At 39.7% G+C, this 13,384-nt stretch carries 16 protein-coding genes and 1 other annotated feature; of the genes, 9 read left to right on the top strand and 7 right to left on the bottom strand.

All coding sequences use genetic code 11. The annotated features are described in order from the left end of the window. Positions 1–62 precede the first annotated feature (62 nt). The 4 genes from ehuA to ehuB form a co-directional block, all read right to left on the bottom strand. Positions 63–833, bottom strand: coding sequence for an ectoine/hydroxyectoine ABC transporter ATP-binding protein EhuA (gene ehuA, locus BN985_RS00545; protein ID WP_042220458.1), 771 nt, complete (start codon positions 831–833; stop codon positions 63–65). Continuing rightward, positions 833–1,543 (bottom strand): ectoine/hydroxyectoine ABC transporter permease subunit EhuD, encoded by a 711-nt coding sequence (gene ehuD, locus BN985_RS00540; protein WP_042220457.1) that lies wholly within the window; start codon positions 1,541–1,543, stop codon positions 833–835. Before ehuD ends, ehuA begins: the two co-directional genes overlap by 1 nt. Then, positions 1,543–2,169, bottom strand: a complete 627-nt coding sequence (locus BN985_RS00535; RefSeq protein ID WP_042222792.1) for an amino acid ABC transporter permease — start codon at positions 2,167–2,169, stop codon at positions 1,543–1,545. The genes ehuD and BN985_RS00535 overlap by 1 nt, the downstream gene beginning before the upstream one ends. Positions 2,170–2,361: 192 nt before the next feature. After that, positions 2,362–3,264 (bottom strand): ectoine/hydroxyectoine ABC transporter substrate-binding protein EhuB, encoded by a 903-nt coding sequence (gene ehuB / locus BN985_RS00530; protein ID WP_042220455.1) that lies wholly within the window; start codon positions 3,262–3,264, stop codon positions 2,362–2,364. A gap of 429 nt (positions 3,265–3,693) precedes the next feature. Here ehuB and BN985_RS00525 point away from each other — a divergent pair, with 429 nt between their 5' ends. Genes BN985_RS00525 through BN985_RS00515 form a run of 3 tightly spaced genes read left to right on the top strand, consistent with a single transcriptional unit; the run spans position 3,694 to position 5,786 of the window. Beyond that, entirely contained in the window at positions 3,694–4,608 is a 915-nt protein-coding gene (locus tag BN985_RS00525; RefSeq protein WP_042220454.1) for a ketopantoate reductase family protein, read from the top strand. Positions 4,609–4,623: 15 nt separating this feature from the next. Continuing rightward, a complete protein-coding gene (ytzI, locus tag BN985_RS00520; protein ID WP_084157422.1) occupies positions 4,624–4,800 on the top strand; it encodes a YtzI protein in 177 nt (58 codons plus the stop codon). A gap of 5 nt (positions 4,801–4,805) precedes the next feature. After that, entirely contained in the window at positions 4,806–5,786 is a 981-nt protein-coding gene (locus BN985_RS00515; RefSeq protein ID WP_042222791.1) for a Gfo/Idh/MocA family protein, read from the top strand. 74 nt (positions 5,787–5,860) lie between these two features. On the opposite strand, the gene BN985_RS00510 is transcribed toward BN985_RS00515, so the two are convergent. Both BN985_RS00510 and BN985_RS00505 read right to left on the bottom strand, forming a co-directional pair. Continuing rightward, positions 5,861–6,835, bottom strand: a complete 975-nt coding sequence (locus BN985_RS00510; protein ID WP_042220452.1) for a ring-cleaving dioxygenase — start codon at positions 6,833–6,835, stop codon at positions 5,861–5,863. Between the two features lie 77 nt (positions 6,836–6,912). Next, the gene (locus BN985_RS00505) at positions 6,913–7,494 is read right to left on the bottom strand and encodes a M15 family metallopeptidase (RefSeq protein WP_042220451.1); all 582 of its coding nucleotides are present in this window, start codon (positions 7,492–7,494) and stop codon (positions 6,913–6,915) included. Between the two features lie 148 nt (positions 7,495–7,642). Here BN985_RS00505 and BN985_RS00500 point away from each other — a divergent pair, with 148 nt between their 5' ends. The 6 genes from BN985_RS00500 (at position 7,643) to proS (ending at position 12,744) form a co-directional block, all read left to right on the top strand. Further along, positions 7,643–8,260 (top strand): glycerol-3-phosphate acyltransferase, encoded by a 618-nt coding sequence (locus BN985_RS00500; RefSeq protein ID WP_042220450.1) that lies wholly within the window; start codon positions 7,643–7,645, stop codon positions 8,258–8,260. Positions 8,261–8,275: 15 nt separating this feature from the next. Next, positions 8,276–8,761 (top strand): DUF456 domain-containing protein, encoded by a 486-nt coding sequence (locus BN985_RS00495; protein ID WP_042220449.1) that lies wholly within the window; start codon positions 8,276–8,278, stop codon positions 8,759–8,761. A gap of 35 nt (positions 8,762–8,796) precedes the next feature. Beyond that, the gene (thiD, locus tag BN985_RS00490; protein WP_042220448.1) at positions 8,797–9,642 is read left to right on the top strand and encodes a bifunctional hydroxymethylpyrimidine kinase/phosphomethylpyrimidine kinase; all 846 of its coding nucleotides are present in this window, start codon (positions 8,797–8,799) and stop codon (positions 9,640–9,642) included. Further along, a complete protein-coding gene (locus BN985_RS00485; RefSeq protein ID WP_042220447.1) occupies positions 9,642–10,193 on the top strand; it encodes a cysteine hydrolase family protein in 552 nt (183 codons plus the stop codon). Before thiD ends, BN985_RS00485 begins: the two co-directional genes overlap by 1 nt. A gap of 29 nt (positions 10,194–10,222) precedes the next feature. Then, positions 10,223–10,756: a GNAT family N-acetyltransferase gene (locus BN985_RS00480; RefSeq protein ID WP_042220446.1), complete on the top strand. Its 534-nt coding sequence runs from the start codon at positions 10,223–10,225 to the stop codon at positions 10,754–10,756. 80 nt (positions 10,757–10,836) lie between these two features. Then, positions 10,837–11,056 (top strand) — a binding site (T-box leader). A 248-nt stretch (positions 11,057–11,304) separates the two neighbouring features. After that, entirely contained in the window at positions 11,305–12,744 is a 1,440-nt protein-coding gene (gene proS, locus BN985_RS00475) for a proline--tRNA ligase (protein ID WP_042220445.1), read from the top strand. A 79-nt stretch (positions 12,745–12,823) separates the two neighbouring features. Here the strand turns inward: proS and BN985_RS00470 are convergent, their stop codons facing one another. Further along, on the bottom strand, positions 12,824–13,270 hold the full coding sequence (locus BN985_RS00470; RefSeq protein WP_232225509.1) for an HIT family protein: 447 nt from the start codon (positions 13,268–13,270) through the stop codon (positions 12,824–12,826). Positions 13,271–13,384 lie beyond the last annotated feature (114 nt).

Here is a 13,384-nt window from a genome sequence, read left to right as displayed (position 1 = left end):
AAAATGAAAAAGCTTTGGAACGCCATTTTGGCAGTTTCCAAAGCTTTTATTGTTTTACCTAACTATGCTCTAAAGCGCTTGAGGAAGCTTTGTAGTCGTTCGTTCTTAGAATGCTCAATAACTTCGCTTGCCGTTCCTTGTTCTGCTATAACACCTTCATCTAGGAACAAGACCTTATCCGCAACATCTAGGGCGAAATCCATCTCATGGGTAACGAGAATCATTGCCATTTCTCCTTCTTTTGCAATATCACGGATTACTTCTAGAACTTCTCCGACAAGCTCAGGGTCTAATGCAGAGGTGACTTCATCAAACAACATGACCTTTGGACGCATAACCAAGGCACGTGCCATAGCAACACGCTGTTTTTGACCTCCTGAAAGCTGGCTTGGATAATTATCTAGCTTATCTCCAAGTCCTACCTTTTCAAGCATCTCAATGGAGCGCTGTTTCGCAGTTTTTTTGTCTTCGCTTTTCACATGGATTGGAGCTGTCATACAGTTTTCCAAAATAGTCATATGTGGAAAAAGGTTAAAATGCTGAAAAACCATCCCGATATCCCCGCGAACTTGACGTAAATGCTTTTCATTCGCGTCAACGAGTTTTCCGTTCTTATCCATCTTCCAAAGATTTTTCCCATCAACGATGATATCACCGGAAGTTGGCTTTTCTAAAGTCATTAGCAGTCGGATAATTGTGGTTTTTCCTGAACCACTTGGCCCTATAATCGCCACTTTTTCAGCAGGTTTAATATCCAGGTTAATTCCTTTTAATACTTCTACATCCCCAAAGGATTTATGGATGTTTTGAAATGTTACAATAGGCTCTGTCATTAAGTTGTCGCTCCTTTGCTACTATTTAATGCCTCATTTTTATTAAACCGTCGATTCATTCTTTTCTCCAGCTTACTTATAAGAATAGCAGAAGGATAGCTTAAAACTAAGAATAAAATCGCAACAATTGTTAAAGGCTCCAAATATGCCCAATACTGTGCACCATAACTGTTTGCCATATGCAAGATTCCTACTACACCAATAGTAGAAGCAAGTGGCACCTCTTTAAACATAATAATCAAGTAATTTCCAAGCATTGGAATGGTTGGAGGGATTGCTTGTGGCAGTATAACCTTTAACCACTTTTGGCTGGTAGAGAAATTTAGAGCTCGTGAAGCTTCCCATTGTCCTTTCTCGACTCCTTCAATTCCGGATCGGTATACTTCTCCGATATAGGTGCTGAAGTGAAGTCCAAGGCCGAGTACAGCACTTGCAAATGGCGACAGGGTCATCCCAACGACGGGGACCATAGGCCACGCAAAGTAAATAAAGAATAACTGTACCAATGGAGGGGTAGAACGAATAAATTCCATTACCCATGTCACGATCCAATTCAATGGTTTAAATGGTATCCTTCGCAGAAAGGTCCAGACAAAACCGAATATTAGTGCGAATAAATAGCAAGCGAATGTTAATCCAACTGTAATACCTAAGCCTTCAAGTACAACAGGGAAGGCATCCCAAAATATTTCCCAACTCCAATTATCCATTAGCTAGCCACTCCTTTCTTGGAAATCACTTCTGCTTTGCGCGTTAGCCAGATAATCGGCAGTGCTAGAATAAAGTAGAAGACCAATAGAAGTAAGTACACGGTAGGAGCTTGCGATAGGTCATTACTTCGAAGGATGTTTCCATAGTATAAAATATCATTCATACCTATTAAGTACACCAAGGAAGTTGCTTTTAGCATTTGAATTAAATAATTTCCGAATTCTGGTAGCATCATGCGCACCGCCTGTGGCAAAATAATGAGTCGCATACGCTGAAAGCTTGACATGTTGAGTGCTGTTGCTGCTTCAGTCTGCCCCTTGGCTACAGCAAGAATAGACCCTCTTACAATTTCCGACATATAAGCACCGTAATTCAGGGCAATGGCAATAACCCCGACAAGCCAGTTGCTGCCGAGCTGGATGTCAAAAAGCATGGGGACAGCATAGTAAAGCCAAAATAATTGAACAATTAGAGAGGTGCCACGGAAAACTTCGATATAAAACCCAGTAGCCTTTCGAATAATGATATTAGAAGATAGACGACAAAGCCCAGCGACAAATGCCATCAAATAACCTAAAATGGCTGAGGCGATCAGGACAGAAATAGTTATATTAATTCCCCGCATAAGGTAAGGAAATATTTCTGTAAATACACTAATTGGAATCACTCCTTTTCATAAGATTCAACACAGAAAAACATAGGACCTGCCTCCCTTGGGTGGGAGGAAGACCCTATGGAGTCTCTTCATCTAGAAGATGTTTAAACGCTTTGTGTATTCTTTTTATTGAATCACGCACTTCTTATCGTGTGTTAACATTTAGTAGTTTTCTCCACTGCAAACTGATTCGGTTGTGATTTCTCCTGCTTCAGCCATATTGCTTTCTGGATCGAATCCATTCGCTTCAAGCAACTCGGCTACAGTTCCATCTTCTTTCAATTCTTCTAACTTCTCATTATATGCATCTCTCAAATCCGTATTATCCTTAGAAAATGCAGCAGCACCATAGCTTGGTACTCCTTCGATATCAGGTTGCTCGAAATTATCAACAAACTCAAGGTCATCCCCGGCAGTTTCCACTGCCATGCGAAGGGTCATTTCAGTAGCAGTAGTTACATCTGCTCTATCTGACTGAATGGCCGAGAAGGTTGCTGGGATATCATCGGCAGTTGTGATTTGATCATCGCTAACTCCAACACTATCAAGATAGCCCACTTCTGTTGCACCAGACATTACGGATACCCGGATGTCAGGGTTGTCAGCAATATCCTGGTAGCTTTGGATATTCATAGGATTTCCAGCCTGTACGACAAGGCCTTCACCATACACCATTTCTGGTTCACCAAATGCCGCTTGTTCACAACGTTCCGGTGTAATAGCCATTCCTGCTGTCACAACATCAAATTGATTTGCTTGCAAACCAGGAATGAGTGAACTAAAGTTAGCAAGCTGTGATTCCATGTTATCAATACCTAGCTCAGCAAATACAGCTTCTGCAATATCTACCGCTGCCCCTTTTAGTTCATCATCTTCTTCATAGGCGTATGGTTCTTCATTAGCGAAACCGATTGTAACCGTTCCTGCTTCTTGTAATTCTTCCAGTTTTCCGCCATTACTATCGCTGTCGCCACCATCACTACTTGCGCCTTCATCATCTGAGCCACAGGCAGCCAGAGCGATTAATATTAAACCTAATAAACTAGTAAGTATAATTTTCTTCATATGTTTCTATTGACCTCCTAATTTTTATTTTCCAAACATGCTTTTCTTTCATCAAGCTACATTTACAAGGTAATCATTCAATACATGACTTTGTTCCTAGGAAAAAAATCATCCCTTATATGTAAAAAAAATTACCGAGAATCGGCTAACTTAATGAAAAGCACTTATATAATTATGTTAAAGGTATTACAAAAACGTTTCAAACCCAGTATATTTTGATTATTTATAATTAACTGGCGTAGATTGCGAATAGGTGAGTTAGAGCGTCAGAGATAAAAATATACTTGAGTATTGTTCCATATGCTTTGATTTTCCCAACATTTGGTTGGAAATGAAGGCATTGTTTTAAAATGCTATTATAGACAACACAGATAAGGACAAGGTACGATAGAAAGAGTTGAACAAGAGTTAAACAAAGGGGGCATACGTATGAAAGTTGTGATAGCGGGAGCAGGAGCATTGGGTGGATATTTTGGAGCTCGCTTACATGAAACAGGTGCAGAAGTAACATTTCTGGTACGGGAAAAAAGAGCAGCCCAATTAAAAGAGCAAGGATTGCACATTTCGAGTAAACAAGGTGACTACACTATTAAGCAACCAAATATTACGACAGATGTATCAAGCATTCCTGAGGCAGACCTTGTGTTAGCAGGCGTGAAAGGGTATCACTTAGATGGAATTCTTGATCCGCTAAAAGTTCTTTCAGAAAAAGGGGCTTATGTGCTTCCTGTTTTAAATGGGATAGAACATATCGAACTTCTGCAACAGCATTTAGGCAAGGAAGCTATACTCGGGGGCTTGTCTTTTATTATTGCGACACTCGATAACAAGGGGCATGTCATACATTCAAGTGACTTTCATGACCTCATTTTTGGACCGTTATATCCTGAGCAAAGAGAAGTATGCGAAAAGCTGAAAGCCCTTTTTGACAAAGCGAACTTCCATGCTACACTAACCGAGAATATCCTACAGGAAATGTGGAAAAAATATTCATTTATAAACGCTTTTTCTGGTATTACTACAGCTACGAATCTTGCTATTGGAGAAATAAGAAAGCATCCGGAAACGTTTCAAATTGCTAAAGAATTGTTGAAGGAAATGAAGCAGCTAGCAAATGCGTATGGAGCAGAACTGAAAAATGAGCATATTGAAGGGGCAAAAAAGAAATTACTCACACTAGAGGCTGAGGCGACCTCCTCCATGCACCAAGATAGAAGAAAAGGGCTGCAGCTCGAGTTAGACCATCTACATGGGGGAGCGATCAGGCTGGCTGAAAAGGCAGAAGTAAATCTGCCATATACAAAGACCATCTATGGTATCATAAAGCCAGTTGACAAGACCTAGAATGGGGGAAACAGTTTGTCTACTTATACTATTGTTATTATTGTGATGGTCGTTGTAGTGGCAATTGTGTTGCTTTTATCACTGTTTACCATTTCAAAAGGGTATGCATACAAACATGAAGTTGATCCATTACCTGGTGAGAATAGCACCGAAGATGACAACCAGGAGGAAATTGAAGAAGAGGAGAAATGATAGAAATGAAGTTTTCAACAATAGGTACAAGCTGGATAACAGAAGCATTTATAGCGGCTGCAAAAAAATCAGGGGCGGCTGAGCTGCATGCAGTTTACTCTAGAACAGAAGAGAAGGCTAAAACGTTTGCGGAGAAAAACGGAGCAAAACAATGGTTTTCTAATCTAGAAGCAATGCTTGAGGATAAAGAATCCGAATTTATTTACATCGCTTCACCAAATTTAATGCATTATGAACATATGATCATGTGTATAGAGAATGAAAAACATGTTTTCTGCGAAAAACCAATGGTCTTAAACGAGTCACAGTGGAAACATGTACAAGAAACAGCAAAGAAAAAGGGTGTCTTTGTATTTGAAGGGTTCCGTCATCTTTTTTCACCTAACTATATGAAATTGAAAGATCACCTGCCCCAACTTGGCCAAGTACGCAGTGTGATGCTTCAATATGTACAATATTCTTCCAAATATGATGCTTTTAAAGATGGGAAAGAGCCCAATGTATTTTCCAAGGAGTTTGCTGGGGGCGCATTAATGGATTTGGGAGTCTATCCACTGAGTATGGCGCTAGACTTGTTTGGCGAGCCGGAGGATATTAACTATTCTCCTGTCCTGTTATCGAACGGGGTAGATGGAAGCGGCACCCTTGTACTAACCTATAATGATTTTATTGTAACCATTCTATGTTCAAAAGTAGCGCAAGGGACGATACCATCTGAAATCCATGGGGAAGATGGAGCTTTAAGAATGGACCACGTTGCCCCAATTGAACAGCTATCCTTTTATGATAGAAAAACAAAAGAAACAACAGAATTAGCTGAAAAACAGGAACAATTAGACATGATCTATGAAGCTCAGGCTTTCGTTAAAATGGTGAAAGAACAAAACCATCAAAAATATGAGGCATTTCTAGAACGTAGTAGATGGGTTGCGAAGTGGACGGCAAAAGCAAGGCAGCAACATGATCTTCTATTTCCAGGAGAGTAATAAAATTTGGATTGAAAAAAGTCGAGCGGGATTGCTCGACTTTTTTATGGTTTTACAGGACTAGTATAGTTAGCTTAGCCTCTTTTTGTATGAAGTGGCTTCAATTTAGCTTCAATACGTTCCCGGTCTTGCTCAAAATATGGCGGTAATGCAAGTGACTCACCTAGATGCTCTGGATCTTCATCTGTGGTAAAGCCAGGTCCATCTGTAGCCAATTCAAATAGAATACCATTAGGCTCTCTAAAATAAAGGGATTTAAAATAATATCGCTCCACCAACCCGGAGTTAGGCAGTCTAGCTGCTTGCAGGCGTTTTTTCCACTCCTGTAATTCCAATTCGTCTTCTACACGGAATGCCACATGATGGACACTCCCTCTTCCAGGTCGCTCCCTTGGAAGATCGGTTCGAGTTTCTAAATGTACCTCAGCCCCTGTGCCACCTTCTCCTGTCGAAAAAACCAGTATATCCTCTTGTCCAGAAATAGAGGAAGGATAACGATCGGTTTCCGTAAAGGAAAGCACCTCTGTTAACACCTTAATAGTAGGGCCTGGCTCTTTTACTGTAAGATGACTTGGCCCAAGTCCAATGACAGCATGCTCAACAGGGACTGGACCTTTTTTCCATGGTGTTCCACCTTTTACACCATTGTTTGTTTCATCTGAGACGAGCTTAAGACGCTGTCCTTCTGGATCCCGGAATGATATAATTCTTCGATTATTTACTGTGCTAATTTCATCATGATCTACTTTATACTCTGTAAAACGTTGTTTCCAGTAGTCTAAAGCTTTATCATCTTTAACACGCAGTGAAGTTGCTGAAATGCTGCCAATACCAGGATATGTGGTACCTGCTCGTGGTATTTCAAAAAACGTCAAGTCTGTTCCAGGATTACCCACTTCGTCTGCGTAGAATAGATGATATACGGATGTGTCATCTTGATTTACTGTCTTTTTAACAAGACGCATACCGAGTATTTCTGTATAAAAAGAATAGTTGTCCTTTGCGTTTGCCGTTAAGGCCGAGACGTGATGAATGCCTTTTAGTTCCATAAGCCTTCCTCCTCGTAATTTCATAAGGTATTCTTAAATTAGTTTGAATTCAAACTAATTTTATTATAGTCAACTTATCATTTATTGTCTACTTCCTCGACTTCTAGATCTTCTTTTGGACGTAATCCATTTTGCAGGTCTCTAATTGAAAGCCCGAACGTCATTTGAAGATGGGGATAATCCTTGAAACTTTCCCAGTCACCCCCCCACTCAAACCCTAATTTTTTTGCAATATCTGCTACTTCAAACCAATCGCTTTCACCATTTTCATTGCCATCATAGTTAATATCCCAAACAATGTTCCCGTTCTTATCGGAAAGAGCATAATCTATAGCTAAACCATAGTTGTGATAAGATTCTCCACCCTGTGCATATGTTACGATGTTTCCTTCTGTTGTTCGGCCTTGTTCGTATAAATCGGCCTGTTCATCGAAAGTCCGAACCGTTTCCGTAATAACAATATCTATATCTATTTCTTTAGCTTCCTCAATAAGCTTGTTTTTCTTTTCTTCTACGATAGGATGGAGATCTGTTGGCATTGATGCATCTGTGCCTTTATCTTCATAATTGCTGTTTTGTTGGTTATATAATATAAAAAGCAATACGAGGAACAAAATTATAATGAGCCACGTACTAAGAGTGCTGTAAATATGTCGCATGCTGTTTTTCCCCTTAACTTTTCTATTTCTATTTTTATTTTAACAAATAAAGAGGTCATTATGCTGTTGGAGGGGAGCTTAATTAGGCATTTTCATGTTCTTTCTTTATATTATTTACGTTATAATAAGTCCAACAAGGGGGATTTCTATGTTAACCATTATGGTCAGTATCATCGGTTATATCTTTGGCTGCATCCACGGCTCCCAAGTGGTCAGCAAAATGAAGAAAGTCGATATAAAAAACAGCGGTGTCAAAAATGCTGGTGCTTCTAATACGACGATTTTGCTTGGTTGGAAATACGGTATCCTTGTAGCGTTGATAGATATCTTTAAAGGTACAATTGCAATTTTATTAGCATTATTTGTTTTAACAGAAAACGGAATTAGTGGAGACGCCAAGGCTTTACTCGTTTATATTACGGCGCTTTTTGTTATTCTTGGACATAACTACCCCATTACCATGAAATTCAGTGGAGGTAAAGGCACGGCTAGCCTTGTTGGGATCTTATTGGCGATTGATTGGAAAATTGCATTGATAGGAATTATTATATTACTCTTGTTTACCTTTACGACAGATTATCTTGTAGTAGGTGTAACGTTCATGTATCTGTCCTTTCTAGTGACAACATATATGTTCTTCGGGATGGAACCAACCATGGTCGTCGTGTTGCTATCTTTATTGAGTATCATGAAACATATGGAAAATTATAAACGTATATGGAGAAAAGAAGAGACAAAGCTTTCAAGTATGTTTCGAAAAAAATAATCACTGGAGGAATCTATGCTAGATATAATGATTTGGATCGCTATTAGCGTCTTGTTTATACTAAGTTTTGTTGGCATTATTTTTCCTATTATCCCATCTGTACTTGTTATATGGGGAGGATTTTTGCTTTACCATTTTGTATTAGATAACACGGAGCTTAATGTGGTTTTTTGGGCAGTTATGATAGTCCTAACAGTGGTGCTTATAGCTTCAGACATTATTGCAAATAGTTATTTTGTGAAAAAGTATGGTGGTAGTAAATGGGGCGAGAGAGCTGCAGCAATTGCTGTGATCATCGGTTCTTTTATCATTCCACCGTTTGGCATCATCATTATTCCGTTTATTGCTGTATTTATTATTGAAATGCTACAAAAGAGAACAGCCCAGGAAGCATTGCTCGCCTCAGTAGGTTCGTTAATTGGCTTCCTAGGAGGAGCAGTAGCAAAAGTAGTACTGCAACTCATTATGATTATCTGGTTCTTAATTGTTGTGATATTCTAGAGAAAGAGAAAGAGTATATAGAAAGGGTTTTTCTGATGACACTACCAGCAAGAGTGATGACCATTGCCGGGTCTGCTGCAGGAGGCAGTGCGGGGATCCAGGCAGATTTGAAAACATTTCAGGAATTAGATGTCTACGGAATGAGTGTGCTTACAGCGATTGTTTCCAGGCATCCCAAAACAGATAAAAATGTTCATCTCCAGACAGTAGAGGCCATTGAAGCACAATTTGCTACAGCTATCAAACAGGTAGGTGTAGAAGGAATAAAGATCGGCATGCTCTTTTCCGAAGAGATAATAAAGACGGTGTCGGAATTAGTAGGACAAGCGGATATAAACTACTTAGTTGTTGATCCGGTAATGGTAGGAAAGATGAATTCGAAGCTGCTTGAGGATAAAGCGATTCGTGCACTAAAAGAACGAATGATCCCGATGGCAAGCCTTATTACGCCGAATGTTCCCGAGGCCTCCTTGCTTTTAGATGGCCGAAGTATCAAGTCTGTAGAGGAACTAAAGCAGGCAGCTGTCGACCTTTACGATCTTGGTTGTCAAAATGTACTTGTCAAAGGTGGCAGATTGGAAGGTCCAGCCATTGATGTCCTATACGATGGAAAGGATATGATGTTATTTGAGGTCCCGCGTATTGATACTGTCAATACAAGTGGAGCTGGTTGTAGTTATTCCGCTGCTATAGCAGCATATTTAACAAAAGGTTATTCAGTTTATGAATCCGTAAAAAGAGCAAAAAGCTTTGTTACGACAGCGATTGAACATGGATTTTCCTATACAGATATCGTAGGTCCAACCTATCATGCAGCCGAGAGAAAATATGGAGTAGCCCATGAAGTAAAAATCTATCATATTAAACAGGGGGAAGCCTAATGAGCAAACGTGCTTTAATTAATGTAGATTACACATATGATTTCGTAGCGGAAGATGGTAAGCTAACCTGCGGGAAACCAGGACAAGCTATTGAAAAAGAAATTGTAAGGTTAACGGAGGAGTTTATTACGGCCGGTGATTATGTTGTATTAGCAATTGATGCTCACCAAGAAGGAGATGCATTGCATCCAGAATCTAAGCTTTTTCCGCCACATAATATTATAGGGACGTCCGGCAGGGATCTTTATGGAAGCTTAGCCGAACTTTATGAGCAATATAAAGGTAAAGAAAATGTTTATTATCGCGATAAAACACGATACAGTGCTTTTGCTGGGACTGAGCTAGAATTGAAGTTACGTGAGCGGGGCATTGAGGAAGTCCACCTAGTAGGCGTATGTACAGATATATGTGTGTTACATACAGCAGTGGATGCCTATAATAAAGGATTTAAGATTGTCATTCATAAGAATGCAGTTGCTAGCTTTAATCAAGCGGGCCATGAATGGGCACTTGGCCACTTTGAAAATACACTGGGAGCAAACATTATATAGAAAACTTATGTGAAGGAGGGAGGATACGGATGGAATCATTATTTAGAACAAACCGCTTTGAATCGTTTACTGTAAAGCAAGCAACGGCCTCTGATGCGAAAGCAGTAACAGATTTATTAAAAGGGGTAGCCTCCCGATTGCAAAAGAAAGGGTCAAATCAATGGGAATTCTTGCTTGATGGTGGGGAAGATGCGGAAATTGTTTCTTCCATTAACCGTGGTGTGACTTATATTGTAAAAGATGATGATGATCTCGTTGCTACCTTTAATCTATCAAGTAAGCAAAACGATTGGGATGTGCAACTTTGGGGTCAAAGAAAAGATCAAGCTTATTATATACATCGTCTTGCTGTAGATAACCACTATACTGGTAGAGACATAGGGAGAGACCTTTTGTTTTGGTTGGAGGAAAGCATAGTAGGAGCAGAGGCAACTCTTCGACTCGACTGTATTGCTAATAATTCTGCACTAAACAACTTCTACAGACAAGTAGGTTTCACTTATATAGGAAATGCGCTTGCAGATGGAGACAGCTTTTCCTTATATGAAAAGCACCTCAAATAGTTTGAGAAAACGTTTAGTCAAGGGGGGAGGGTCTTCTCACCTTGACTTTACAAGCATATCCCTTTATATTTAGGGATATATACGAAACGTTGAAGAGGATTAGTATAATTTGTTTGTCTGTACAAGAGAGGGAATGGTGCTGTGAATTCCTACTGACACAAATTAGAACCTGCCTCCTGAGTTCGCCATTGGAAGGTTTAAACCGTAAAATGAGCGCGGGTCGTGCCGTTATACATTTAAGTGTGCGCCACTATAATGGGTGCAAACAAGGGTGGTACCACCATAACCTCGGTCCCTTTTCGGATGGAGGATTTTTTGTTGCTTTGAAAACTATAGAATTTAGATAAGGTTAAGCGTGGAAGAGCCACGTCTAGCTCTAGCACCCAGAAACTAGGCGACTTCACGATTCGCCCTACGATAAGTCGGCATCGGTTCGTAAACTCACCGTGCCTCCTTTATCTCAGTTGATTCGCTCCAGTCGCTACGTTTCTAAACGGGCGCTTTCGCTTTTGTTCTATAAAATATCTTTATATAAAGAGGTGTTAGGCTTGGGTAAAAAGAACAAGCAGTTTGTGGAAAAAATAACAGCAATGGAAGATGATTTTGCGCAATGGTATACAGATGTTGTGAAGCAGGCAGATTTGGTTGATTATGGTCAAGTTCGCGGTACAATGATTATCAAACCATATGGTTACGCCATTTGGGAAAATGTGCGAGATGAGCTGGATAAAAAGTTTAAAGAGACAGGACATTCTAATGTCGCGTTTCCACTATTTATTCCAGAAAGCCTCCTTCAAAAGGAGAAGGACCATGTAGAAGGATTTGCACCGGAAGTTGCATGGGTAACTCATGGTGGCGAGGAAAAACTACAAGAGCGTATCGCTGTCCGCCCAACTTCGGAAGTGCTTTTCTGTGATTATTACTCAAAAAATATTCATTCTTATCGAGACCTGCCAAAGCTTTATAATCAATGGACAAATGTAGTGCGATGGGAAAAAACTACGAGGCCATTTTTGCGCTCGTCTGAATTCCATTGGCAAGAAGGGCATACGGCGCATGCTACAGATGAGGATGCAGCTCAAGAAACAAATCGCATGCTTGAAGTATATGCTGATATGGCAGAAAAATATCTCGCCATTCCTGTACTAAAAGGACGTAAAACCGATAAAGAAAAGTTTGCAGGTGCTAATTACACGCTGACAATTGAAGCGCTGATGCATGATGGAAAAGCCCTGCAATCAGGTACATCACATCATTTCGGTTCTGGATTTGCAGAAGCTTTTGATATTACGTATTTAGATGAAAATGGAGAGAGCCAATTTGTACACCAAACTTCTTGGGGGCTATCCACTAGAATTATGGGAGCTTTGATCATGGTTCATGGTGACAATCGTGGACTAGTTATCCCACCTAGAGTTGCACCAACACAGGCTATGATCGTTCCAATTGCTCAGCATAAAGAAGGCGTATTGGATAAAGCATACGATTTACGTGATCGCTTGAAGGATCTGGTACGTGTTGATATTGATGCTAGTGATAAGATGCCTGGCTGGAAATTTAATGAGTATGAAATGAAGGGGATCCCTGTACGTATTGAAATGGGACCAAAAGATATCGAAAAAGAACAGGTCGTGCTTGCACGCAGAGATACAGGCGAAAAAGAATTTATTCCTCTAAGCGATCTAGAAGACCGCTTGCCTGTATTGTTGGAAGAAATCCAACAAAATCTTTTTGCAAAAGCCCAAACACATCGTGAAGAAAAGACATCGATTGCTAAAACAATGGATGAATTTAAACAAGCTTTAGAAGAGAATCCTGGCTTCATTAAAGCAATGTGGTGTGGGGATGTTGCATGTGAAGAGAAAATCAAAGAAGAAACAACCGCCACTTCCCGCTGTATCCCATTTGAACAAGAAGCTGTAGCAGATACTTGCGTATGCTGCGGCAAAGAAGCGAAGGAAATGGTATATTGGGCAAAGGCTTATTAAACCATTGTAAGTTTTACAACTAGATCTATAGTCGAGCGAATTTGAAGCCTAAGAGTTAAAAGGGCCAAATTCGCTCTTTTTATTTGCTGTAAAAATCCTGTAGTTTAATTTTGGTAAGATGATTAACCATTTTATCTTTAGTAGCTTCTAATATACTTTTATCCTCTATTTGGTATGTTTCCTCTTCCATATAAAAATCTGCAAAGCTCTGCCCTTTATATCTTGGAATCACATGCATATGAAAATGAGTGAGTTCATCAAAGGCACCGCCATTTTGGCAGATGGTAATTCCTTCCGGATGAAACAATTCTTTGATAGTGGAGGATAAAAGTTTTGCAGCTTTTATTAAAGAATTTGCAGTATCTTCATCTAACTCATCAAAGTACTGTATATGGTTCTTAGGTAAGATTAACACATGTCCCTCGTTATAAGGGTTATGGTCTAGGATACAACATACATAATCATCTTCAAGCACAATCATGGCGCTTTCTCTTTTATTAGCTAGTTTACAGCCTAAGCAATACACTTACATCCCTCCAGTTTTTCTACTTTTAATACTCTTATTGTACCAAACTATGATTGAATATTTACTTTAGGGAATAGCTTAAGGCAATATTTAGTAATTGTATTCTGACTGAAT

Source organism: Oceanobacillus manasiensis (assembly GCF_000724085.1).
Classification (GTDB): Bacteria; Bacillota; Bacilli; order Bacillales; family Amphibacillaceae; genus Oceanobacillus_B; species Oceanobacillus_B manasiensis.
The sequence above is the reverse complement of the archived record's forward strand: the minus strand, read 5'-3'. Positions and strand labels throughout refer to the sequence as shown.

What these genes read in the sequence shown, in the direction of transcription:
- ehuA (WP_042220458.1), bottom strand. Translation starts at nt 833, where the DNA reads ATGACAGAGCCTATTGTAACATTTCAAAACATCCATAAATCCTTTGGG.
- ehuD (WP_042220457.1), bottom strand. Translation starts at nt 1,543, where the DNA reads ATGGATAATTGGAGTTGGGAAATATTTTGGGATGCCTTCCCTGTTGTA.
- BN985_RS00535 (WP_042222792.1), bottom strand. Translation starts at nt 2,169, where the DNA reads ATGCGGGGAATTAATATAACTATTTCTGTCCTGATCGCCTCAGCCATT.
- ehuB (WP_042220455.1), bottom strand. Translation starts at nt 3,264, where the DNA reads ATGAAGAAAATTATACTTACTAGTTTATTAGGTTTAATATTAATCGCT.
- BN985_RS00525 (WP_042220454.1), top strand. Translation starts at nt 3,694, where the DNA reads ATGAAAGTTGTGATAGCGGGAGCAGGAGCATTGGGTGGATATTTTGGA.
- BN985_RS00515 (WP_042222791.1), top strand. Translation starts at nt 4,806, where the DNA reads ATGAAGTTTTCAACAATAGGTACAAGCTGGATAACAGAAGCATTTATA.
- BN985_RS00510 (WP_042220452.1), bottom strand. Translation starts at nt 6,835, where the DNA reads ATGGAACTAAAAGGCATTCATCACGTCTCGGCCTTAACGGCAAACGCA.
- BN985_RS00505 (WP_042220451.1), bottom strand. Translation starts at nt 7,494, where the DNA reads ATGCGACATATTTACAGCACTCTTAGTACGTGGCTCATTATAATTTTG.
- BN985_RS00500 (WP_042220450.1), top strand. Translation starts at nt 7,643, where the DNA reads ATGTTAACCATTATGGTCAGTATCATCGGTTATATCTTTGGCTGCATC.
- BN985_RS00495 (WP_042220449.1), top strand. Translation starts at nt 8,276, where the DNA reads ATGCTAGATATAATGATTTGGATCGCTATTAGCGTCTTGTTTATACTA.
- thiD (WP_042220448.1), top strand. Translation starts at nt 8,797, where the DNA reads ATGACACTACCAGCAAGAGTGATGACCATTGCCGGGTCTGCTGCAGGA.
- BN985_RS00485 (WP_042220447.1), top strand. Translation starts at nt 9,642, where the DNA reads ATGAGCAAACGTGCTTTAATTAATGTAGATTACACATATGATTTCGTA.
- BN985_RS00480 (WP_042220446.1), top strand. Translation starts at nt 10,223, where the DNA reads ATGGAATCATTATTTAGAACAAACCGCTTTGAATCGTTTACTGTAAAG.